The organism is Streptococcus sp. 27098_8_86, assembly GCF_041432595.1.
In the GTDB taxonomy this organism is placed as follows: domain Bacteria; phylum Bacillota; class Bacilli; order Lactobacillales; family Streptococcaceae; genus Streptococcus; species Streptococcus pneumoniae_F.
The window spans coordinates 19,540-42,670 of sequence record NZ_JAPVZW010000012.1; the positions used below are offsets into that span (position 1 = coordinate 19,540).

A 23,131-nucleotide genomic window follows, 5' to 3' on the forward strand; every position below is an offset into this window, starting at 1 on the left:
TCTCCTTATTCTAATCCACGGAAGTAGTCCGTGTCAATCTCACGGTAGGGCTGGATATCCTGAACATATTCCAACACACCTTGGAATTCTCCGTTTTCATCGTGCACTGCAGCGTAGGTGATGTGGACAAACTTACCTCGCGACTCAGACTTGAACCACATTTCATACTTATCCTTAGTACCCTCACGAAGCCCCTTCATAATGGTCTTAACCTTGTCCAAATACTTAGGTGGATGACAGAGTTCGACATTGCGCCCAACTTGTGACGGTGTCCGTTTGAAAATCATCTCATCAGCTGGTGTATTGTCATTGTAATACTGGAAAATATCGTCTTTATTGACAAAAGTAATCTCCATAGGGAGGTGATTGAGGATGAGATTGGCCTGCTCGACCGAGAGATAGCCATTGCCAAAAGCCTGTTGACTATGGCGGTCCAACACTGCTTCCTTTTCCTTAGGGGTAAAGGTAATAGTAAACTTCCCCTCTGGCGTATCGATAACCTGCTGAACTTGTCCATCTGCCGTATCTAGCTGAATAGGCTCCTCTGCAATCTTTTCCTCAACGAAACTTTGTCGTTCTGGTACCCATTTCTCAGACGGACGGATGATAGCATAGCCATAGGCATCGCTCTCCTCTGCAATCTGAATCCAGTCATCCTGGGTAAAGGATTCAAGGAGAATCATGAGAAGGATGGACTCTTCCTTGAAAATCATACTTTCAAACTCTGTCGCAAAGGCTTCAAAAGTTTCCTTTACAGTGCTAATCGACACTTCTGGTAGTGACTTGGCTGTCGCTAAGGCTGTCTGAAAGAGTTCCCTAATCTGGTCATCCACTCCCCACATGACCTTAGGAGGCGAATCGTGCCCATAACGCTCCATGATAGGAAAGAAGAGTTCTTCCTTACGTTGGTAATGGATGTCAAATTGCCCCACAAGTCCCATCTGACGCACCAAGCCCTTGCGCATCTCCGTAAGCATTTCTTCATCTTCCATAGACTCATAGGTATCTAACAATCTACGAATGCGAATCAAGGCAGCACGGAGAGCCAGATTTTCTTCCTTAAATACCCGAACTGGGTGACCTGGATGCTCGGTATCCTCTACTTCGACACCCTTAACAGCATTTTTAAAAAGATTGGCATGGACATCACAGAGTTCCATGACATCTTCAAAGGTAACACCTGAGTCTGAGTTCATCAACTCGTGCTCCATGAGAGAAATCTCGATGGCTGACACACCTGTAAAGGTCGCATCAAAACGCTCCTGAACTGACTCAGGAGAGGCACCATTATGCAATTCTAACAAAATATCCCGCAGGACATGAATTCGTTCATCTGCCATTAGTCTAATCCAATCACTTCGTAGCCGTTTGCTTCCAGCGTGCGGACAATCTTGTCCATAGGAGTTCCTTCAAGCTTAGAACCCTGCTTAAGCGATACCTTGCGACCGACTGTGTTGCGCATCAAGGGATTAGCAAGGGGTTTAAAACCAAGCTCCACTAGAATTTCCAAGACTTCTGGATGCTTGTCCACCACTTCTGCAACGGGAATTGACACATCGATGATATTGTCCATGACGACCTCCATTATATGTTTTAAAATGATTTTACTGCTTATATTATACCATATGGAAAGAGATTAAAAAACTAACAGTACAAAACCTGCTAGTTCTCTGAAATCCCAATTACGGTCTAAATAAGTTTAAAGAGCCAATCTAATGTCTTAAATAATATCTTGTAAAACAGCAATTGGGCTGCAAAAGAGATGATCATCCACAGGAATTTCATAATTCCAATAATCAGTTTGATAAAAATAATGGCAAGAAGACCCAGAAAAATTTCATTTTCTATCCTCTGGCTTGATGAGCCACCGAGCCGTATCCATTAACTTGTCTGCAATAAAAAGTTTCCCCAGACCGACAACGACATTGTCATCTTTCTTTATCGTTTTCATGACTTTTACACCTTGCACGGTCAAAAAATAATTCCCATAAGTTTTAGCTAGAGTTTTTATGAGGCCCATTTTACTCACCTTCGATGATTTCAGCTTCTTTTCTGATTGTTTCAACATCTTCTTGATATTGAACTTCACTATAATTGACTAGTTTAGACAATTCTTTCTGCAAGCTTTCACCCATCGGTTTCATAGTTGCAAAAGTTAAACCACCTGAAATGATACCTCCCAAGATAGGTATGAATTTCCCCATTCCTTTGGCCAGCCCTCCCTTGGTCAGATTCACACCAAATATTCTTAAGACTTTTTTCAAAATAGGGTACCAAAGCGTCTTGGTTAAAGCTTTATTAGGTACTGTTTTCATTACCTGTTTAGCCATTGTTATACCACCAGCACGTAGCAAGGCAGCGGTTCCATTCACCCCCAACATGACGCCAAGATAAAGCAAGAGGGTATTTTGAGCATCTTCACCCAATTCCTCGCGTGAAGCCCAAAGATCCTCATAACCATAAATATAACCTAATTCTTGAGCCAATTTCAGAGAGAAACCATAAAATTGAGCCACATCAGCTGGAATGGTAATTGCCATAGCAATCCCTCCAGGTAATCCTGCCAAAACAGAAGTTCCACTCGCTAATAAAACATTATCCCTAATACAGGTATTAGCCACTCGATCTAATATTTCTTGAGATAAGAGAGACGTTGGTCCTTGTTCTAATAAAGTAGGAATGTCCTGTGGATCCAATTCTTTGGAAAACTTATCCACTAAAAATTTCGAACGATCAACCTTAACAACAGGTAGTTTCACCACTTGTTGCAATACTTGCATAGCCAACTCTTGTTCAGCCATATACAAACTCCTTTTACTTCTGTAAGTTATATTCTATGATAGCATACTCTTTTAAAGTATTTTCAAATTCCCCTCAAAAATTTTCAAAAAATCCTTAGCAACTTATTTGTTAAAGATTTTTAATAGTCTTTGTAGAGACAGCTCGAATATTCAACCCCTACCTTTACAACATGATATTCTATCTGTGAATGATAGTCTATTATTGTCTCACCTAAAATGTTCCTTGAATACACACTAACTATGAACTTTCGAGCTTCATCTTATAAATCCATAATTTCTTTTTTCTTTCGATCAAATTCTTCCTGAGATAGTATCCCTGCATCTAAAAGAGATTTTAGTTTTGTAAGGGCTTCGATTTGTTCATCTAATGATAAACTTGCTTTCATGGCTTTTTCATCTAAACTTTGAGCCATATTCATTCCAAATATCATTCCAGCACTATCACCTAGACCATGTTGCTCCACTCCTGATGCAATTTTTTGTTGTGCTGCAATATTAGAAGATTTCTGCGATACATCATCATAAGCTTTTAAATTCATCTTATTTGATGAAAATTGTTTAACCAATTCCTTAGATTCTGGTGAGAACTCAATATTAGCAATGGCAACTTTTACAATCTCAAATCCAAAACGTTCTTTCCAAGTCCCTGCATACTGTCCATCATTCGATACTTGTGTTGCAAGAACTGCAGCTTGTGAGGGTAATTGTGAAATACGATAAGTTGTTGACAAAGAATTAAGTGCAACAATAAAAGATTGAAGAAATTCTGTTACTATTTGTGATCTAGCTTGAGCGCTATCAAAGGTATAATAAGTCACATTGGCAGGAAGAAAGTTTCTGATAAATTGCTTAGCATCTGTAATTTGGATAGAAAATGTTCCAAAAGCACGTACTTCTAAATCTGTCCCATAAAACAAATCATTATACATGACTGGACCGCGAGTCCCAAATTTAATATCACGAATTTCTCTCAAATTAACAAAACAAATCTGTTTTTGCTGATCACTTTGACCACCGAATCCAACACGATTAACAACATTGTCAAACAGTGACTTTTTCAATCCATCACCGTTAAAAACACTGCTCTCACCATTTTGATATTCATATCCACCTGGTTCTGTAACAATTTCCTCGATACCAGACTGACTAAAGATAAAGGCTGCAGTATTTTCTGGAATAAAAATCTTGGATCCGTTCGAAATAACACCTACAGATCCCTTCGTATTGACACCCCTACCATTACTACTTTCTTGAACAATACCTGGACTTACAGCTGTATGTTCATCAAAAGCTTGAACTGTGATAATTTCTTTCCACTGATCTGCAAATGTCCCACCGATAGAATCTGTGATTGCTTTTATCAACCCCATTTAATTGCCCCCTTATAAACTTTGTTCCATATCACAATAGGCACATCTCACTGTTTGCTTCACTTGACCTGACAAAGGTGCTCCACAAAAGCTACACTTGGTTGAAATCTTTTCTGGCTCTGCATCCTTAATCCCAAGCCCTGCTTTAAAAGTGTCAAATGTATCCTTAAATGTTTCTGCCAAAACATCTGCTCCAAACAAGCTACTATCTCCCAAGGTTTCAAAATTACTTGTATCACCTGAAATCAATTTAATAATGTTTCTAGCCCACTTGTCAGTATCCTTAGTATTATTAAATGCAAAGATAGCTTGTCCGCCATTATAATAAATTTCCAGCCGTTTCACACCATTGGTTTTGGTTACTGAAACTTGAGGTTTCCCTTCAAAAATTTTAATCTGGTTAATAGGAATGGTAACCTGGTCTTTTTTCCCTCCCCAAAAACCTTTTTTGATATGTACTAAGTGTAGATTCGTTAAAATTAATTCATCTGTAGACAAACCGCTTTTCCCAAAACTCACATGGTCACTATTCATAACCATATATTCATGCGGCAATAATTGATAATCCATATTGAACTCCACTCTTCCTATTAAAGACTAGCTTTCCACTGCTCCACTTGTTCATGTAGATTATCACGATAATCTTTTAGAGTCTTAATCACTTCTTCTTTCCCTTGAATCGGTGCTTTCTTGAGTGGACCATATTGTTTTTTCAGATCTTCCATTTCTTTTTTAGTGCTATCTTTTTGTTCTTGGATAGCAGCGCTATCTTCTAAAACAGTCCCTTTAAAAGCTTCGTCTGCTTCTGTATAGTAATTATCGATTATTTTCTCATTCATAATCAAGTAATCTTCATAAGTTTTTATAGACTCAATTGTCGCATCGCTAACATCTTGTGGGTTAAAATCGCTTGAACTGAGTTTTTCTTTTGCTTTAGCAAACAACCCTTTCTTTTCAGAACTACTAGATGAAGCCTCTGTTTGATTCTCACTAGAAGAGCTACTTGTTTTTTCAGATAGAGAACTACAAGCAACTAGGGTAGAGACGGAAAGACATAGCAAAGCTAAACGACAAACTTTTTTTATATTATTCATTAATAGAATCTCCTTTTATTTATGAAATCATCATATCATATTTGCTAAAAAAAAAAGCATTTTCTATTTAGCTAACCTTTAAAAATACAGAATCACTTTTTTAAAAGAATATTTTTTCCATTTCAAATTCCACCTATTTTACCCACCAAAAAAGAGGGTTCCCCCTCCTTCTTAATTCTTATCCAGATTGCGTAGCATCTCGTCAATCTTGTTTCCATATTCGATGGATTCGTCTTTGACGAAGGTCAAATCTGGGATTTTGTACAATTTCAAATTGCGACCAAGTTCACGTTTGATAGTACCAGTTGCTTTTTCAAGCCCGATTTGAGCTTTTTGATTATCTGAAGCAAGGTTACTCAAAATGGTGTAGTAAACCTTGGCAACAGACAAGTCACCCAGCATCTGAACATCTGTGATGGTCACGCCTTGGACACGCGGATCACGGACTTTCTTTTGCAAAATCTCATTGACTTCACGCTTGATTTCCATGCCCACACGATCCGTACGGAAATGATTTGCCATGATATTCCTTTCTCTACTTTGAACCAAAAGCTAGGCCAGCAGACCTAGCTATTTTTATTAGATAGAGGAACTAGAGCCATTTGAATCTAGGAAACAAGCCTTAGATAGAACTGAGGTTCATCAAGGCGCTGTTGACGATGAGTCAAATTGGCTATCGTTTCTCTATTATCGTTTGATTTCTTCCATGACGTATGCCTCAATCACATCATCCATCTTGATATCATTGTAGCCGTCGATCATCAATCCACCTTCACGGCCGTTTGTAACTTCTTTAACGTCGTCTTTGTAGTGTTTCAAGCTTGCGAGTTCGCCATCATAGATAACAACACCGTCACGGATAACACGGACTTTAGAGTCACGGGTAACCTTACCGTTGATAACCATGAATCCACCGATAGTTCCCACTTTAGACACCTTGAAGGTTTCACGAATAACTGCTTCACCGATAACTTTTTCTTCGAATTCTGGATCAAGCATCCCTTTCATGGCTTCTTCCATCTCTTCGATAACCTTGTAGATAATGCTGTGGAGACGGATTTCCACATCGTCAGCTTCTGCCTGTTGACGAGCTTGTGGTGTAGGGCGTACGTTGAAACCAACGATAAAGGCATTTGAAGCTTCGGCAAGAGTCACGTCTGATTCGTTGATAGCACCGACCGCAGAGTGAACGATGGTAACTTTAACACCTTCCACATCAATCTTCTGAAGTGAGGCAGAAAGGGCTTCAACAGAACCTTGTACATCGGCCTTGATGATAACGTTAACTGATTTTAGTTCACCAGCTTTAAGCGTATCAAAGAGGTTTTCAAGGCTGACACGTTGGGTAGCTTGACGTTGTTTCATAAGGGCACGTTTGGCACGTTCTTCACCTGCTGCACGCGCAGATTTTTCATCTTCGTAAACGGCAAAGTGGTCACCTGCCATTGGCGCTTCGTTCAAACCTGTGATTGACACTGGTGTTGATGGTCCAGCAACCTTAACACGACGACCAAGGTCGTTGGTCATAGCACGGACACGACCGAAGGTATTTCCGACAACGATTGGGTCTTGGACATTCAAGGTACCTTGTTGAACAAGTAGGGTTGCGACCGCACCTTTTCCTTTATCCAAGCGAGCTTCAATAACTGTACCGATTGCACGCACTGTTGGGTCTGCTTTGAGTTCTTGGATTTCAGCCACAAGAAGGACTGTTTCCAACAATTCTTCGATGTTTTGGTTGAATTTAGCTGAGATTTCAACAAATTCAGAATCTCCACCCCAAGCAGTTGACATAACTCCATGCTCTGCCAATTCACCGATAACGCGTTCTGGGTTAGCACCTGGTTTATCAATCTTGTTAATGGCTACGATGATTGGAACGTTGGCCGCTTTTGAGTGGTTAATGGCTTCGATAGTCTGAGGCATAACCCCGTCATCTGCCGCTACGACCAAGATAGTAATATCGGTAACAGATGCACCACGCGCACGCATAGATGTAAAGGCCGCGTGTCCTGGTGTATCAAGGAAGGTAATCTTCTTGCCATTTTCCACGATTTGGTAGGCACCGATATGCTGAGTGATACCACCTGCTTCACCTGTCGCAACACGAGAATTACGAAGGGTATCTAGGAGGGTTGTCTTACCGTGGTCAACGTGCCCCATGATAGTTACAACTGGTGGACGCTCAACCAATTCATCTTCATTGAGATAACCATCTTCGACAAAGAAACGTTCGATGTCGGCATTATCCACTTCAACTTTTTGTTTGGCTTCGATACCATAATCCACCATGAGGAGTTCGATTGTTTCCCCATCCAAGGATTGGTTTTGTGTGGCCATGACACCCATCATGAAAAGTTTCTTAACGATTTCAGCTGGTTCACGTTTGATACGTTTTGCGATTTCCGCAACGGTCATACCATCTGTATATTCAAATTCTGTTGGCAATTCATGGAATTTACGCTCTGTAACAGGTTTTGGAGTCTGATTACGATTGTTCTTGTTATTGCCTTTTTTGTTCTTTTTGTTGTTATTCCAGTTACTATTCTTTTGATTTCTCACTTGATTTTGACTACTTCGATTCTTTTGTTGTTTTCTAGGACCATCTTCTTCGTGATCATAATCATCACGTTCTTTGTCTGGTCGAGCTTGTTTTTTACGACGTGTATCCACTGGCGCTTCTTTAGCTACAGGAGCTGGTTCAACCACTGCTTGAACTTGTTGCGCTTGTTCAGCTAACTTAGCCACTTCTTCAAAGATTTCCTCTGGCTCCTTGCGTTTGTTTGCTTGGGCCAAGGCTTCTTTGGCAGCCTGAGTCTGCTTGAAACGTTCCTCACTTGAACGGGCATATTCTGCATTTTGCTCTGCTTTTAGGGCTGCTGCACGGGCTTTAAAGTCAACACGTGGAGTCGATTGATGTGGACGTTTGTCCTCTTGTTGACGGCGCTCATTTCCACGATTTTGCTGACCTTGCTGTTTCTTAGCTTGGTCGTTAAAACGACGATTGTCGCGGTTGCCTTGACCTTGTTTTCCACCATTGCGACCGTCGTTTTTCTGACGGTTCCCGTTTTGTTGTTGGTCACGGTTATTGCCCTTATTTTGCTTGCGTCGTTCTGCCTGCTCTTTGGCACGGGCTTCACGCTCAGCCTTGAAATTACGGCTTTGCGGTTTAGATGCCACTTTTTCTGCCTTCGGAACGACTGGCTCAGCTGGTTTTGCCTCTTCCTTAGCTACAGCTGGTTTAGCTGGCTCAGATTTTTCGGCTTTCTTTTCTGCACTTACTTTTGGTGTTGCAGGTTTTACTTCTGCTTTCGGAGCAGCTGCAGGCTTAAAGCTGGCAGCGATTTTTGCAGCGACAGCTTCTTCCACACTTGATGAGTGGCTTTTCACATCCAAGCCCAACTCTTTTGCACGCGCTACAACTTCTTTACTTTCTTTTCCAAGTTCTTTTGCGATTTCGTACAATCTTTTCTTAGACAAATCATGTCCTCCTCTTCTATTCCATAAGAGACCTCATTTTCTTTGTAAATCCAGCATCTGTTACAGCCAAAACCTTTCTCGATTTCCCGACTGCTATGCTTAATTCCAGTGTTGAAAACACGGTTACAATTTCTACTTGATAATAATGACTTTTATCTTGAATCTTCTTGGTCAGATTGGGGGCAGCATCATGGGCTAGAAAGACCAACTTGGCCTTGCCGTCTTGAATGGCCTTGACCACCAATTCTTCACCCGATATGATACGCCCTGCTCGTTGAGCAAGTCCCAAGAGATTGCTTATCTTTTGCTTATTCAAGTCCTAACTCTCTTCTTTTCACTTTGTGATCCACATAAGCGATCAACTCATCATAAAAGCTTTCTTCCACTTCCATGTCAAAGCTACGGTTAAAGACCTTCTTCTTTTTTGCCTCTAGGGCTTCAGCATTGTCTAGCTTGATATAAGCGCCGCGGCCGTTGGCCTTGCCTGTCGGATCAATAAAGACTTGTCCTTCCTTGTTCTTGACAATACGGAGCAAATCACGCTTATCAATCACTTCGTTAGACACAACAGACTTGCGCAAAGGGATTTTTCTCGTTTTCATCTTTCCCTCCTCTAGCAGCTTTTATTCTTCTACAGTATCGTTTTCTGCTTCCAAATCTACCGAACCAGCTTCTTCCATAGCTTCAAATTCGCTAGCAGACTTGATATCGATACGGTAACCAGTCAAGTGAGCTGCCAAGCGAACGTTTTGCCCACGACGACCGATGGCAAGAGAAAGCTTGTTATCTGGAACAACCACCAAGGCACGTTTGCTGTCGTTTTCATCAAAGATAACTTGGTCAACCTCAGCAGGAGCAATGGCATTGTAGATAAATTCAGCTGGATCTGCTACCCACTCGATAACGTCGATATTTTCTTCGATTGGTACCATACGGTCGCTCTTAGCATCGTAACGAGCTGGGTGGAATTTGCTAGTGATTTTCTTGATGTTAGCTCCACCACGTCCAACGATTGTACCGATAGCGTCCACGTTTGGATTATGGCTACGAACAGCAACCTTAGTACGGTCACCTGCTTCACGAGCCACGCTCATGATTTCAACAGTTCCATCATAAACTTCAGGAATTTCTTGCTCCATCAAACGTTTGATCATTTCTGGATGGCTACGGCTAACAAAGACGTTGACACCACGAGGGTTATCTTCAACCTTGTAAACATAAACTTCGATACGATCATGAGAAGCAAAAACTTCCCCAGGGATTTGGTCTTGTTTTGACAATTGGGCTTCAATGCTGCCAAGGTTGACATAGATAAAGCGGTTGTCAAAGCGTTCTACTGTACCAGACATGATTTCTTGCTCATGTTCTTTGTAAGTATTGTAAGTGATGGCACGTGTTTGCTTGCGCATTTTTTCCATGATGGTTTGTTTGGCAGATTGGGCTGCTACACGACCAAACTCGGCAGGTGCTTCTTCAAACTTGATTTTGTCGCCAAGCTCATAGGCTGAATTAATGGCAAGAGCATCTTTCAAGCTGATTTCCAAACGGCTATCAAATACTTCATCAACCACTTCACGGACAGTATAAACTGTAAAGTCACCTGTTTTTTCGTTAAAGTCAATAGCTACGCTGTCTGATTGACCATAGCGTCTGCGATAAGCGGAACGAAGCGACTCTACTACTGCGTCGATGATATCTTCTTTTTTGATTCCCTTGTCTTCTTCCAAAATGCGGAAGGCCTCTAGCATTTCTTTACTCATGTTTTCTTCACTTTTGAATCCTCAAAAGCTATCCTTTCTTTTTCTATAATTTAACTGCTAAACGTGCTTTTGATACTAAACTGTATGGAATTTGGACGGTTTTCTTACGCGTCTTGTCCATATATTCCATGGTCAACTCGTCCTCTTCGAAGGCCAACAAGGTTCCTTCAAAGACCTTTTGCTTATCGATGGCTTGGTATAGCCCGACATGAATGTATTTCCCAACCGCTCCAGCAACGGCATCCTTGGTTTTTAAAGGACGTTCCAAGCCTGGACTGGTGATTTCTAGGAAATATTGTTCTGGGAAGGGATCTGGCTTGATAGTGTCTAGGACAGGACTAATAATTTCTGTCAAGTCTGCCGTGTCGTTCAAGGTAATTCCTTCAGGTTTATCTACAAAAATACTGAGAATCATGTCACTGCCAATCTTTCCATACTCGATATCCACGAGTTCGAAAGGAGCTTCTATGACAGGTTCTACAACTTCTCTGACTAATTCTACGATTGTTGCGATTGCGTCCACCTCCTCATAAGCAAGAGGCGAAGATATTTCCCCGCCTCTCTTTCTCATATTCTTACTATTAGTATAGCACGTTTGCCAACTTATGTAAAGCAAAAGCACTTATATAGCCTGATTTTAGACTATTTCTTAAAATTCTGCCTCAACTCGGTAGATAACTTGCCCCTTGTTGGAGAATTTTTGCTCATATTCAGTCATGACATTGCCTTCAAAATCACTGGCATGTAAATCAAGCCAGACACCATTGAGCTTCATGCCATACTGAGAAAAGCTCACTAGGCTGTACTCAAATAAGCCACGGTTATCCGTCTTGAAATGAATTTCTCCATTTTCAGGCAAGATACGCTTAAAGGTATCCAAGAAGGTTTTGTAGGTCAAACGACGCTTTTCATGGCGTTTTTTAGGCCATGGATCTGAAAAGTTCAGATACAAGCGATCAATCTCACCGTCTTCAAAGTAGTCAGTCAAGTCAGAACCATCTACCCACAAAAGCTTGATATTAGGTACTCCAACTTCAAGCACCTTGTCCAAAGCGTAGCTCAAAACAGACTTTTGAATATCAATCCCGATATAGTTGATGTCAGGATTTTGCTTGGCCATACCTGAAACAAAGGCACCCTTTCCACTTCCAACTTCCACATGAATGGGATTGTCATTGCCAAACAGGTCCCGCCATTTTCCCTTGGCTCCCAAGGGATTGAGGACCACATACTGGGGATTTGCCTCTAGTAATTCTGTCGCCCCTTTACGATTTCTAACTCTCATCTTCTCTTTCCATACTTGTCTCGGAAGTGACGCAGGCCATGAATCTCCCGATTGACATTTTCTAAATCTTGGTTCATATAATACTTGGAAATCTGGCTCAAATAAGACAATTGACCGTACCAATACAATTTATTTAATACCGTTTGATTGTACTTGTAACCGTAGTAGGTCAACCATTCCTTCCACTGATGTTCTGGAATATAATGGCAGAGCATATGGGCCACATCAAACATGCGGTCGGTCAAGCGAACCGAATCCCAATCTACCAAATAAATCAAGCCACTGTCTGTCTCAATCCAATTACTATGTCGTACATCTCCATGGACAATAGTCGCATGATCCTCTCTAAATCCTGGAATAGTCTGACGTAAATCAGCCATCACTTCACTGATAAAATGATTTTTACGCAAAGCATCTGGAGCCGTTTCCTGCCAAGACTGTAGTAAATCTACAGGTGTTTCCATGGCATATCCCAACCGACTCAACTGTGTCATCAACGGACGTGAGCGATGAAGACGGGTTAAAATATTGACGATTTGTTTACGATTCATATCATAGGGGGTCAATATCTTGCCTGTCAACCATTCTTGAGCACACATATCACGCCCATCTGCCAAACGGCGACTCCATAATAATTGTGGAGCAATTTGTTCTCTAGCTAGACCAGGTAGGATTGGAGAGGTGTTCATTTTTACAAAGATGCGCTTCCCATCAGGATAGCTACCCATATAAGCCTTGCCACTTTTCCCAGGTATGGGAGTCAGTGTTAGCTCATTATCACCCAAATCCATTTCTTTCCTCCGTATAAAGTTTCCTTACTATTCTACTAGTTTTTGACCTATTCGTCAACCGCTCTAACCCGATTCTCAAAGAAAAGCCTCTGGATTGGCTTGGGTATCATTATAGAAAGAAAAAGGCAAGCACCGTCTTCTGCTTACCTTTTCGTGATTTTTATAAATAATATAAGAGTGGCCAAGCATTGTAAAACATGTGAACTAGAGTAGAAACCCATAGGTTTTGGCTCTTTTTATAAGCAAAGCCCAGTAACAAGCCCCCAAGTAGATAAAAAATAAACGAAGGGACATTAGAAGGTCCATGCATAAAAGAAAAGAGAGAGGAAGTCAGTACAATCCCTAACCAAGAATTGTCAAAAACAGCACCCTAAAGAAGTCCTCTGAAAATGAGTTCCTCATGGATGGGTCCAAAAACTGAGGAAGTCAAAATCAAAGACAGGGAAATTCCTCTGCTGACTTCCGCCAAGTGTTGAACTCCTGCGCCAGAAGAAACAGCGAAGAAATGAATATAAACCAGCGTCTCAAGTACACTTAGAAGAAAGATTGTAATGAAAAGCAAAAGTTGTTTCTTGCTTAACATCCCAAAAGAAATCATTTCAAACTTTCTAGCATAAGCAACACTCATCGAGGTTACAAGAAAACTTACAATAATCAATGCAGATTCATTTTGAAAAAAATCCCCATGGTTAATCGTATAAGGCACTGTAATGACGATTAGTAGTATTAAAAATCCAAAACACAAGGCATGAAATTTATCAAACAACTCCATCAAATTATCCTCCTCAACAAACAGACTTCCCTACAAGTCATCCTTTAGCTTTAGTCTTTCCAAAACAAACCATTTTATACTCTTCGAAAACCTCTTCAAACCACGCCAACGTCGCCTTGCCGTAGATATGGTTACCGACTTCGTCAGTTCTATCCACAACCTCAAAACACTCTTTTGAGCAACCTGCGGCTAGTTTCCTAGTTTGCTCTTTGATTTTCATTAAATATAAATTAAGAGTGGTAAACTGTTGTAAAACATATGGACTAGAGTAGCAACCCACAAATTCTGGCTCTTTTTATAAGCAAAGCCCAGCAACAAGCCCCCGAAAAGATAATAGCAAAACGAAGGAATATCATAAGGTTCATGCATGAAAGAAAAGAGAGAGGAAGTCAACACAAGTCCTAACCAAGAATTGTCAAAAAATGCACCTTGAAGAAGTCCTCTGAACATGAGTTCCTCCTGAATTGGTCCCAAAATTGTGACACTGACAATAAAGGAAAGCGAAAGTCCCTTACTCGTTTCCTCAAGGTGTTGAGCCGAAGCACCAGAAGCAACTGAGAAAAAGGCATGATAGCCTATATTTACCAGCACTGTGAGAAGAAAGATTCCAATGAACAGCATGAGTTGTTTCTTACTTACAATCCCAAAAGAAATCATATCAAACCATTTCGCATAGCCAAAACTAAGGAAAAGCAAGAGACTCTTTATCATAATGAATGTGTACTGGTGTTGAAAATAATCCCCTTGATTGACGGAATATCCCGCTGTACCAATGATTGCAAATACTAAAAATCCCAAAAATAAGGCATGACACTTATTGAAAATGGCCATAAAATTATCCTCCTCACCAAACAGACTTCCTACACGTCATTCTTTAGTTCTAGCCTTTCCAAAACAAACCATTTTAGTAACCAAAATCCGACCACATAGCCAGTCCCTAAGAAGATAACCATTAAAGCTAGCATGGAATTTAGGGAATTAAAGACCACCGCAAATACAAAGGTTAGCACAAAAACATTAAAAGCAATGGTGTCAGAAGCCAAGACCAGAATATAAGGTGTCAACCAGTCTAAGGTTTTGGAATCTAGGAAAAATAAGTGTTTATACATGATAACCTCCTCTATGGCTGAAAAGCAAACCTTTTGTTTTTTTACCCCAAGACTCTATGTAGAAAAGTGAGCAAAAATGGTAAGTTTGCGATGATATTATTAACAATATGAATCGAATAAGAAGGATAGATACTCTTCGTATAACGTGTCAGCCAGGCATATAGACAACCCACTGCCGTATAGACAAAAATATCTGCGAGACTTGGCAAGCTAGAAAAGTGGGGCAAGGCAAATAAGAATGACGGAAAGAGAAGATCCAGCCCCCACCTCGAATTCTTAAAGAAGGCATGTTGAAGCAGTCCTCTACACACCAATTCTTCCATCAGAGGTCCTAGTACGATTAAGGTTAGGTAAACACCAAACTCCGCAAAATTTGTCTCACTATAGGCAATAAACAAATTCCACCCTTCATTGCTTCCCTGAACGTGTTTAGCTGTCAGATAGTTAAAGCAGATAAGCACAACAGCTGCTAACACCGTCAGAACAGAATAGCTCAACCACTTTTTCCTAGGGATGCGAAAGAGATAAGCATGGCCCGACCTGACCAAAATCCAAACCATCAAGCCGATAAAGAGAAGACTGATGATGTTTCGAATCCAGATAAGATTTCCTACCCAAGACGAGAACTCCCAATAATTGCTCCAAAATTGGGTTGTCCAAAACAATCCGAAAAACAGAAACAAATAAGAAAGAATTGCACTCGTTTTGAAAAGAATAGCGTGTTTTTTCATAGAAACCCTCCCCACTATCTACAAGACAGGATAACCTCCTCCTGCCAGTCTTTAGACTAGTCCCAGATTAAGAAGAAAACCCTTCCTCTACTTTTTATAATACTTCAAGCCCCAAATGAGCAAAAGCATAATAATCAAGCAGAGAATAGCGCCAATATAGGCAATTAATTGTTGATAAAATTCTCCTGCTGTGATACCCCTATACAAACAAATAATAGACATAAAGCCTGTCAAACCAATGAACATAAGTTGATTGGTTCTAGGACTAACCAAATCATCATCTTCAAACTCTCTTATCCTCATTTCCCTAGTGAGGTAAACAGTGAGCAAAATGGAAGCCAAGTTAATAACCACTAAAAGAAATTGGAAAAGCAAGGAAAAATTTAAAAACTGACGTGATAGAAATAGATAAGTAGAGACAAGTAAAGGCAACTGACCTAAGAACAATCTCGCAAGGAAGATGTTCCGTTTTTTAGCAAGAAAAGTTTTCATTTCTTTGCTCCTTTCTTTTTAGTTAAAGCAAAATAGATCACAACCGCAATCATATAGGCTATGGTATAAAATAGATGATACCAAATACTCTCCCTAAGCGGATAAAGAAGGATAGACATGATCAGATATAGAACGAAAATGATCAGTATTTTTTTCTTCATAAGATTTTCTCCTAAATGTATGCTTTATCTTAGTTGAGCTACAACCTTTACACTGCTAGTATAGCACTCATTTTATCCTTGGAGCACTCAAATCATAAATGGTCATCAAAACATCTTGAATTGTAAAAAATTAAAAAAGCAAGCATGAAAAACATACTTGCCATTTACACCATATTGATACCAACTTAATTTGTAGATTTTTTATCCTGCTATCACATATCATTTTGACAGGCGAAACAATATTAAAGAAACTCCCCTGTAGATTAAACTAGCGATAAAAAATCTCTTTATCTAATTAGATCTATCTTTATTCTTCTTTGGAGATTTTAAAAATTTTTCCCTAATTAAAGAAGTAATAAAAGAAACAAACATACCAACAACAAAAGCAATAAGAAAACTTTTGAAATCCATAATTACCTCCAAGTACAGCTCCTCTACATACAAGTTCAAGCCTTTAAGCAACCATAATAGCCAATTGTAACATTGTTTTTGCATTCACGAGGAATACCTCTTTTTACTTCCGTCTTATTACAACCTTAATAAGGTTAGTATACTACTATTTTTTAAAATTTTCCATCCAAGTCATAAATGGTCATCAAAACATCTTGAATTGTTAAAAAATTTAAAAAGCAAGCATGAAAAACATACTTGCCCTGGGGGAACTTGACAATGTGAAAATACAAAATAGAAAACTACTCACCCTCACTTCCGTATGTTCTCATATATTCTCATAATCGCAACAAGGATAGCAGCTGTCCCACTTGCCAAAACGAGAAGGGTAATAATAATGTTGAAGATTTCAGGCGTACTCCCTATTCTGTTGATAAGACGGAGTAGGGATATAACTGTCAACTGAATCAGGAGTATTGATTCTACTCTTACCAATGAAGTCAGTTGATTTTCAACCGCATATAAAAAGGCTGGTAGTAAAACACAGGCTATAGCAATCACAAACAGATTACTCCCCGTTTCTTCTCCCTTATTCACCACGGAAATCATGAGAAGATTCGATGCTATGATCAACGTAGAGCAGATGATAAAAAAGGATTTCTTATTCATTTATGATACCTCAGATACTCTGGTAAAAGTCAGGCTCGATAAAAACAAACTTTATCTGTTAACTTCTGCCAATTTTTTCACAAATTTTCTAATGACCAACCGGCAGCAAGTGAACCGTTAAAACCTGACGAAAGACTTGATTTTGACAGGTGGTATTGAGACTGGTATTGGGATGACTTTCCACAATTTTCATGACGGTATAGAGACCAACTCCTCTCTCCTCCCCTTTAGAACTTGCTCCAAAGGAGAAGATTTCAGAAATATCGATGCTCTCTTCTTTGATGGAGTTTTCAATGATAAAGGTCTCTTGTTCTCCATTTTTTAAAAATGCAATTGAAACATGAGGTTGACTGGCCTCTACACTGGCTTCAATAGCATTGTCACAAAGGATAGACACAATGGTTAGAAAATCAAGCAGGCTCATCCCCTCAACCTGAATCTCCTCAGGAACTTCGACATTAAAGATAATCTTCTTATCTCTGGCTTTTAGAAATTTTCCTGCTAGAAGACTTTTTAGGGCACGGTCCCGAATATTCACCAATCTGCCCAGGTCATATTTATTGTCCTGTAATTTCTCACTAGAATCCTTTAAGACTGAGTCGTAGACCTCTTTTATCTGCTCCATATCCTCCTCTTCAATGCCCAGACGTAAGCTGGTCAAGAGGTTGGTGTAGTCATGGCGAAAACTCCGTACTTCCTTGTAAAGTTCCTCTATATGCCGACTATAACGTTCCATATCTCTGTAGCGCAAGGCCTGCTCTTGGTCCAATCTCTCATGGAGTTTTTCCTTCAAATAGGAATCCAATTTCTTGATAATCCCCATAAAAAAGAGTAGGTAAAACACTAGAATCAGATGGCGAACAGTCTTTGATTGGATATCGTATGCATATTCAAAGTAAGACAGATTTTCCATAACTAGAAAGTAAGCCCCCATTATCCAGTTAATCTTAGTCAGGGACTGTTGAAAACCTTTATCGAGAAACTCCTTTCTCAATCTAGTAAAATCATAGTCCAACCATTTCAAAAAGACTAATACTATGAAGCAAACGAATAGCATAATCAACAAAAAGAGAGGATTTCCATCTCCATCTACAATCCCTTGCCCTAAAAATGGAAGCACAAAATAGGAGACTCCCCTGAAAAAAAGATTCACCAACATCATTGGAAAGAGACCATAAAAGAAAAGGAGTTTTTTAGGAAGCCCTCTTAACAATAAGAAAGATAAACCAATACCGTACAAGGGTTCCATAAAATAAGATAGGTAAGTATTTCCTACTATATAGCTAATCGTTACAAAAACAACTGCTAAAAGTAGCTTAAAAAGAAAGGCCTTAAAAACTCTCTCCAGAGTGAGAACAATTCCATCCACCTTAAAAAATATAAACAATTCCAATCCAGATAGCAAAAACACATATACTATCTTCCAAACTAATTCCATTCCAGCACCTCACTCAATGTAAGTTATTGATAGCTTCAGACACTTCCCTGACCTTATAACGCGCGATCAGACAGCTTCCACCATTGGGAAAGAAAAGGAGTTTTTCTTTCTTATCCAAACGAACTACATTGGCAGGATTGATGAGAAAAGAGCGGTGGCACTGCAAGAGACGAGGCTCCTGCTTGAAAACCTCCTCTAAACTCGCTGTAAATTCCAGCCTGTCCGTCTTGGTATAGAGAATAACACGATGGGCTCTGGGTGACGTTTCGAGATAGTAAACCTCTTTAAAAGGATACTGAAATTGGGCAAATTTTGATTTAAAGTAAAAGCAATCTTCCGCCAGACTTTTACTGTCTTGACTATTGGCATAGAGAAGGGCTGTCTCAATCCGAGATTCAAACTCCTCTGCCGACAAGGCCTTATCAATGTAGTCCAAAGCAGACACTTGGTAACGAAAGGACAGGGGCATAAACTCCGAGTGAGTCGTCACAAAGACAATCAGAGCATAAGGATCTCGATCCCGAATCTTTCTAGCCACTTCCAGCCCCTTCATCTCCTCATTTCGAATCTCAATATCCAAAAAGAATAGCTGATGGGCTCCCTTCTCATGCACCTCTGCCAGCAGTTGGTCTGCTTTCCCAAAGACTTCAAAAGAGCTAGGAGTGATATGATGTTCTTTCAAGAGTTTCTCAATGGTCGTTTCAATCCTAGTCTGTTGGGAAAAGTCATCTTCTAAAACAAATATTCTCATCTTTTTACTCTCCTTGTTTTAATTTCTTCCTAAAAAGAGAATAGCAAAAATACTATGATACAAGCCCACCAAATCCTAAACAAGCCTTCAACGCTCCTGAAGGGTATCTTGTTCCTCAAATAAGCATGATAATCTTACCACTATTTTATCATAAAATCTTAACAGTACCATTCAGGAAATTTCAAGTACAATTAAAGATTTTATGGTGAAAAAGGAGATAAAAGTGATAGACTGACAGTATCAAAACACAGTTGCTAGAAACAAGACTAGCACCCCGATTAAAGGAGGAATTCTCATGACAGATACAGACCCTATCAAAAGAGCTCAGACTTTGATTACTGACTTAAACAAAGCCTACCAAACATGCAAACAGGCAACCGCTGACGACGTCCGCTTTCAGGAGCAATTAAACTCTATTCTTGGTTTTCTAGCCAAGTCTGAGACAGTGGATAATCGAGTCTTGATTGAATTGGAAAAATTTTACCAGACTTCCAGTCTTCTCATGGGACTCAGCGCTCTCAATCCAGATGCTCCTACTCGCGCCGCTTGGCGGGCCTATGACCGATTCCACTTTGACCAAGTCAAGACCAAGTTGAGCCTCTACGGACCAACCATTATCTTGTAAAAAATAAAAGAAGTTGAGACAAACTGAACTCAACTTCTTTTTTAGTGTCATATAGGCAAGATTAATCCTGCATCTGACGTTTTACCTGATAAGGCAAATACAAGACTTGTAAAATCAAACCTGCACCCAGTAAGGCTAGAAGGGCTAGTTTTTCTTGGAAGGTCACAAGGCCGACAACTAATTCCACAAGTAAAACAAAACTGGTCAATCCTCGGACTACCGCCTGCAAGCCTTTTTCCTTTTGCCCCTTGTCCAGTGGAAAGAGTTGGGTCAGATACTGGTAGTCAAAGGCATGATAGAGAGCCAGCAACTGGAAGAGCAAGAGGTAGTTAAAGAGAACCACCACTGCTGTCGCAATCCAAGCTTGCTCGATAAAGACCTGCGACAACAAAGAAAGCAAGAGAAGACGGAGACTGAGCGCAAAGAGATCTCCATTTCGCAGATAAGAACGCAGATAGAGATTTTGCCAAATCTTTCCAGGCACCTTCTGAACAACCTTTAGGATAAAGTCCAGATAGGCACGACGCTTGACGCTGTTTGAAATTCCCTTGACCTGCGTAAAGAGGGCAAAGAAACGAAGCAAGACTTGCTTACGCTTGCTTTCTTGAGAAATGACATAGTCCCAGTCCAGTCCAGTTTCAGTGAAAAATTTGCTGGCCTTTTGACGAAAGAGCAGATATTTTCCTACCCCCAATAAAAGCACATAGACCAGAAAAACTGGCAAGCCATAACCCATTGCCAAAAATAAAGGCGCAAATAACAGCAAGAAAAGGGTCTGGACAAAGAGCCAAAAGACTAGAGAAATGCCCGTTTGACGCTTGAGATGGAGCTTGATTTCCTCTTCTCCGACTAAGAGAAAGAGCTTGTCTGGAGCCTCCATATAGGTGGCAATTCCTCCCCAAAGCAAAAGTAAAACAGACGTAATTCCTACAAATAAAAGGATAGGCCAATGATTTTCAGGAAAATCTTGCAAGAGTTGACTGTACTGGTAGGCTAGAAAGCCCAGCAGAACAAGCAGGAACAAGACAAAGTGGTCATTGAGAACATAGCGCAAATAACCAAGACACTCCTTACGAAAAGCCTGCTTTCTCTTTAAAAACAAGTCTTTCATAGCTCCTCCTCTTTGGTCAGAGCCAAGTAAATATCATTCAAACTAGCCTCAGGCATGTTAAAGGCTTCGCGCAGTTGCAGGAGATTCCCCTTAGCACGCACTTCCCCTTTGTGAAGAATGACAAAAGCATCACACATCTTCTCCGCCGAGTCCAGCACGTGGGTACTCATGAGAATGGACTTGCCCTTTTGCTTTTCCACTTCCAAAAGCTGAATCAAGTCTGCAATAGCCAGCGGATCGAGACCAAGGAAAGGCTCATCCACGATGAAGAGACTCGGATCCACCACAAAAGCACAGATAATCATGACCTTCTGCTTCATCCCTTTTGAAAAATGAACAGGGAACCAGTCCAATTTCTGGTCCAGACGGAACATTTTTAATAAAGGTTCTACTCGCTCAAAAGCTACCTTTTGCTCAATACTATAAGCCATAGCAACCGTTTCGATATGCTCTCTAAGGGTCAATTCCTCATACAGGCTAGGCGTCTCGGGAATGTAACCAATTTGCTTGCGGTAGCTCGTTGCATCTTCTTGCAGGGTCAGGCCATTGATATTGATGGAGCCACTATAAGGTGTCAAGAGACCAATAATCTCATTGATTGTCGTCGATTTACCAGCACCATTGAGACCAATCAGACCGACCAGCTGCCCACTTTCAACAGTAAAGGACACATCTTTCAAGACAGGGACATGGACATAGCCACCTGTCAGATTTTTAATTTCTAACATATTTTCTCCAAATCTGGTATAATGTAGCTATATTATATCAAAATTCAATACAGTAGAGGTAAATTTTATGTCAGATTGCATTTTTTGTAAAATCATCGCAGGGGAAATTCCTGCTTCAAAAGTATATGAAGATGAGCAGGTTCTTGCCTTTCTTGATATCTCTCAAGTGACACCAGGACACACCTTGGTCGTACCCAAAGAACACTATCGCAATCTTTTAGAAATGGACGCTACTAGCGCCAGCCAACTCTTTGCCCAAGTACCAAAAGTAGCTCAAAAAGTCATGAAAGCTACCAAGGCTGCTGGCATGAATATCATTGCCAACTGTGAAGAAGTCGCTGGTCAAACCGTCTTTCATACCCACATCCACCTCGTACCTCGCTACAGTGCGGACGATGACCTCAAGATTGATTTTATCGCCCACGAACCAGACTTTGACAAACTTGCTCAAGTCGCTGAAACCATCAAAAATGCCTAAGGAGTTGCCATGAAATTATCCAACCTACTGCTATTTGCAGGAGCTGCAGCCGGAAGTTATCTGCTCACAAAAAATCGCCAAACCATCACAGATGAAGTCTTAAATACAACTGACCGCGTTCAAGCTATCAAGGACGATGTGGATATTATCCAAAACAGCCTGCAAATCATCGACCAGCAAAAAGAACTCATCAAGGAATACCAAGAAGACCTGACTTACAAGTTTAAGGTCTTGGAAAAGGATATCCAGACTAGACTAGCTGTGATCAAAGAAACACAGGAAACTGAAGATAAGTAAAAAGAGCCATGAACTTTCCTTAAATCTATTTTAGGTTGTCAGGGTCAAACAAAAAAGAGGAATGAAAATGAAACAGTTTTTTAAAATTCTGGCACAGATCATCCTAATCCCTTGTGGTTGCCTTAGCCTTCTTGCGGTCCTAGCATTTCTAGTACTGTTTTTTGCCTTCAGAGCCTCACCGATTGACATTCACAAGGGAAATAACGCCCTCAAACAAATCTTTACCTCCCTTGACATGCCTCCTAAGAAAGTAAAATCAAATGGAAGATATAAATACGAGGGTGGGGGCTTAAATTTTTATGTTACTTTCTCAGATGAGGTCATCAATAGCCATCCCGTCTTAAAAGAAAGTCCAAATCTCACCAAAAACCAACTCGAAGTCTATGTCCTACAGACTGGAGATATCTCCTACTATAAAGTAGGGGATAACTTGTTCAATCATGGTTTATTGCAATTTTTAAAGAAGGAAAGTAGGAATTATTTACAAGAAATCGGAAAGAAACCAAATCCTGATTACTCAGTTCTATATTGGAAGGATCAGGAAAGTCTAAAAAAGGGAATTGCATTCTATGAAAAAGCCTTGACTTTAGTGGATATTCAGGATAACTCTGCAATCAACCATATTGATACCGTTACCATTAAGCCTGGTAAAGAAGCGGAAATCAAGCAACTCATCCAAGATATGGATGCAGCTGGCTTGCTCAAGCAAAGGTCTGATAGAAAATCAGCCGATGAGTGATTGTTCCAATGCTAACATTACAAAGAATAAAGTAAAAAGAGCCCAACGGCTCTTTTTGT

The 23,131-nt window shown here is 40.2% G+C and carries 28 protein-coding genes and 1 pseudogene; 4 read left to right on the top strand and 25 right to left on the bottom strand.

All coding sequences use genetic code 11. The features are described 5' to 3' along the window. Positions 1-5 precede the first annotated feature (5 nt). The 23 genes and pseudogenes from O3616_RS09355 to O3616_RS09465 form a co-directional block, all read right to left on the bottom strand. The gene (locus tag O3616_RS09355) at positions 6-1,340 is read right to left on the bottom strand and encodes a DUF438 domain-containing protein (RefSeq protein ID WP_371638717.1); all 1,335 of its coding nucleotides are present in this window, start codon (positions 1,338-1,340) and stop codon (positions 6-8) included. Next, positions 1,340-1,573, bottom strand: coding sequence for a DUF1858 domain-containing protein (locus tag O3616_RS09360; RefSeq protein WP_000368739.1), 234 nt, complete (start codon positions 1,571-1,573; stop codon positions 1,340-1,342). The genes O3616_RS09355 and O3616_RS09360 overlap by 1 nt, the downstream gene beginning before the upstream one ends. 264 nt (positions 1,574-1,837) lie before the next feature. Next, complete coding sequence (locus O3616_RS09365) at positions 1,838-2,020, bottom strand: hypothetical protein (RefSeq protein ID WP_371638718.1); 183 nt, start codon at positions 2,018-2,020, stop codon at positions 1,838-1,840. A gap of 1 nt (position 2,021) precedes the next feature. Next, entirely contained in the window at positions 2,022-2,801 is a 780-nt protein-coding gene (locus O3616_RS09370; RefSeq protein ID WP_371638719.1) for a hypothetical protein, read from the bottom strand. Positions 2,802-3,061: 260 nt separating this feature from the next. Next, complete coding sequence (locus O3616_RS09375; protein WP_371638720.1) at positions 3,062-4,171, bottom strand: SPFH domain-containing protein; 1,110 nt, start codon at positions 4,169-4,171, stop codon at positions 3,062-3,064. Between the two features lie 12 nt (positions 4,172-4,183). Next, complete coding sequence (locus O3616_RS09380; protein WP_082888106.1) at positions 4,184-4,741, bottom strand: hypothetical protein; 558 nt, start codon at positions 4,739-4,741, stop codon at positions 4,184-4,186. A gap of 20 nt (positions 4,742-4,761) precedes the next feature. Further along, positions 4,762-5,265, bottom strand: coding sequence for a hypothetical protein (locus O3616_RS09385; RefSeq protein ID WP_064276262.1), 504 nt, complete (start codon positions 5,263-5,265; stop codon positions 4,762-4,764). 171 nt (positions 5,266-5,436) lie between these two features. Then, a complete protein-coding gene (gene rbfA, locus O3616_RS09390; protein ID WP_001273601.1) occupies positions 5,437-5,787 on the bottom strand; it encodes a 30S ribosome-binding factor RbfA in 351 nt (116 codons plus the stop codon). 165 nt (positions 5,788-5,952) lie between these two features. Further along, complete coding sequence (gene infB, locus O3616_RS09395) at positions 5,953-8,745, bottom strand: translation initiation factor IF-2 (RefSeq protein WP_371638721.1); 2,793 nt, start codon at positions 8,743-8,745, stop codon at positions 5,953-5,955. A gap of 16 nt (positions 8,746-8,761) precedes the next feature. Then, positions 8,762-9,061, bottom strand: a complete 300-nt coding sequence (locus tag O3616_RS09400; protein WP_004261094.1) for a YlxQ-related RNA-binding protein — start codon at positions 9,059-9,061, stop codon at positions 8,762-8,764. Then, positions 9,054-9,347 (bottom strand): RNase P modulator RnpM, encoded by a 294-nt coding sequence (gene rnpM, locus O3616_RS09405; RefSeq protein WP_000857557.1) that lies wholly within the window; start codon positions 9,345-9,347, stop codon positions 9,054-9,056. Before rnpM ends, O3616_RS09400 begins: the two co-directional genes overlap by 8 nt. Positions 9,348-9,368: 21 nt before the next feature. After that, positions 9,369-10,505, bottom strand: coding sequence for a transcription termination factor NusA (gene nusA, locus O3616_RS09410; RefSeq protein WP_000032285.1), 1,137 nt, complete (start codon positions 10,503-10,505; stop codon positions 9,369-9,371). A 43-nt stretch (positions 10,506-10,548) separates the two neighbouring features. Then, positions 10,549-11,028 carry a ribosome maturation factor RimP gene (rimP, locus tag O3616_RS09415; protein WP_001808691.1) on the bottom strand — a complete coding sequence of 160 codons (480 nt, stop codon included), beginning with the start codon at positions 11,026-11,028 and terminating at the stop codon, positions 10,549-10,551. Between the two features lie 126 nt (positions 11,029-11,154). Next, positions 11,155-11,790: a tRNA (guanosine(46)-N7)-methyltransferase TrmB gene (gene trmB / locus O3616_RS09420; RefSeq protein ID WP_001266106.1), complete on the bottom strand. Its 636-nt coding sequence runs from the start codon at positions 11,788-11,790 to the stop codon at positions 11,155-11,157. Continuing rightward, the gene (gene ccrZ, locus O3616_RS09425; RefSeq protein WP_000362999.1) at positions 11,787-12,581 is read right to left on the bottom strand and encodes a cell cycle regulator CcrZ; all 795 of its coding nucleotides are present in this window, start codon (positions 12,579-12,581) and stop codon (positions 11,787-11,789) included. Before ccrZ ends, trmB begins: the two co-directional genes overlap by 4 nt. A 160-nt stretch (positions 12,582-12,741) precedes the next feature. Beyond that, positions 12,742-13,353, bottom strand: a pseudogene (locus O3616_RS09430) (lysostaphin resistance A-like protein). A 219-nt stretch (positions 13,354-13,572) separates the two neighbouring features. Continuing rightward, on the bottom strand, positions 13,573-14,184 hold the full coding sequence (locus O3616_RS09435) for a lysostaphin resistance A-like protein (protein ID WP_371638722.1): 612 nt from the start codon (positions 14,182-14,184) through the stop codon (positions 13,573-13,575). A 29-nt stretch (positions 14,185-14,213) separates the two neighbouring features. After that, positions 14,214-14,462, bottom strand: a complete 249-nt coding sequence (gene blpZ, locus O3616_RS09440; protein WP_371638723.1) for an immunity protein BlpZ — start codon at positions 14,460-14,462, stop codon at positions 14,214-14,216. A gap of 41 nt (positions 14,463-14,503) precedes the next feature. Next, on the bottom strand, positions 14,504-15,193 hold the full coding sequence (locus O3616_RS09445) for a lysostaphin resistance A-like protein (protein ID WP_371638724.1): 690 nt from the start codon (positions 15,191-15,193) through the stop codon (positions 14,504-14,506). A gap of 87 nt (positions 15,194-15,280) precedes the next feature. Continuing rightward, positions 15,281-15,685, bottom strand: a complete 405-nt coding sequence (locus O3616_RS09450; protein WP_371638726.1) for an immunity protein — start codon at positions 15,683-15,685, stop codon at positions 15,281-15,283. Positions 15,686-16,137: 452 nt separating this feature from the next. Beyond that, a complete protein-coding gene (locus tag O3616_RS09455; protein ID WP_371638727.1) occupies positions 16,138-16,341 on the bottom strand; it encodes a PncF family bacteriocin immunity protein in 204 nt (67 codons plus the stop codon). 652 nt (positions 16,342-16,993) lie between these two features. Next, positions 16,994-18,343, bottom strand: a complete 1,350-nt coding sequence (locus O3616_RS09460; protein WP_371638728.1) for a sensor histidine kinase — start codon at positions 18,341-18,343, stop codon at positions 16,994-16,996. 13 nt (positions 18,344-18,356) lie between these two features. Beyond that, positions 18,357-19,094 carry a response regulator transcription factor gene (locus O3616_RS09465; protein ID WP_371638729.1) on the bottom strand — a complete coding sequence of 246 codons (738 nt, stop codon included), beginning with the start codon at positions 19,092-19,094 and terminating at the stop codon, positions 18,357-18,359. Between the two features lie 295 nt (positions 19,095-19,389). On the opposite strand from O3616_RS09465, the gene O3616_RS09470 reads away from it, so the two are divergent. Beyond that, on the top strand, positions 19,390-19,719 hold the full coding sequence (locus O3616_RS09470) for a helicase BlpT (protein WP_225742007.1): 330 nt from the start codon (positions 19,390-19,392) through the stop codon (positions 19,717-19,719). 61 nt (positions 19,720-19,780) lie between these two features. On the opposite strand, the gene O3616_RS09475 is transcribed toward O3616_RS09470, so the two are convergent. After that, positions 19,781-20,830, bottom strand: coding sequence for an ABC transporter permease (locus O3616_RS09475; protein WP_371638730.1), 1,050 nt, complete (start codon positions 20,828-20,830; stop codon positions 19,781-19,783). Further along, entirely contained in the window at positions 20,827-21,558 is a 732-nt protein-coding gene (locus tag O3616_RS09480) for an ABC transporter ATP-binding protein (RefSeq protein ID WP_138704681.1), read from the bottom strand. Before O3616_RS09480 ends, O3616_RS09475 begins: the two co-directional genes overlap by 4 nt. 67 nt (positions 21,559-21,625) lie before the next feature. Here O3616_RS09480 and O3616_RS09485 point away from each other — a divergent pair, with 67 nt between their 5' ends. From O3616_RS09485 to O3616_RS09495, 3 genes are all read left to right on the top strand, one after another. After that, complete coding sequence (locus O3616_RS09485; protein ID WP_261124688.1) at positions 21,626-22,036, top strand: HIT family protein; 411 nt, start codon at positions 21,626-21,628, stop codon at positions 22,034-22,036. 9 nt (positions 22,037-22,045) lie between these two features. Continuing rightward, the gene (locus O3616_RS09490) at positions 22,046-22,333 is read left to right on the top strand and encodes a hypothetical protein (RefSeq protein WP_049495002.1); all 288 of its coding nucleotides are present in this window, start codon (positions 22,046-22,048) and stop codon (positions 22,331-22,333) included. Positions 22,334-22,394: 61 nt separating this feature from the next. After that, positions 22,395-23,072 (top strand): hypothetical protein, encoded by a 678-nt coding sequence (locus tag O3616_RS09495; protein ID WP_080977203.1) that lies wholly within the window; start codon positions 22,395-22,397, stop codon positions 23,070-23,072. The last annotated feature ends 59 nt before the right edge of the window (positions 23,073-23,131 follow it).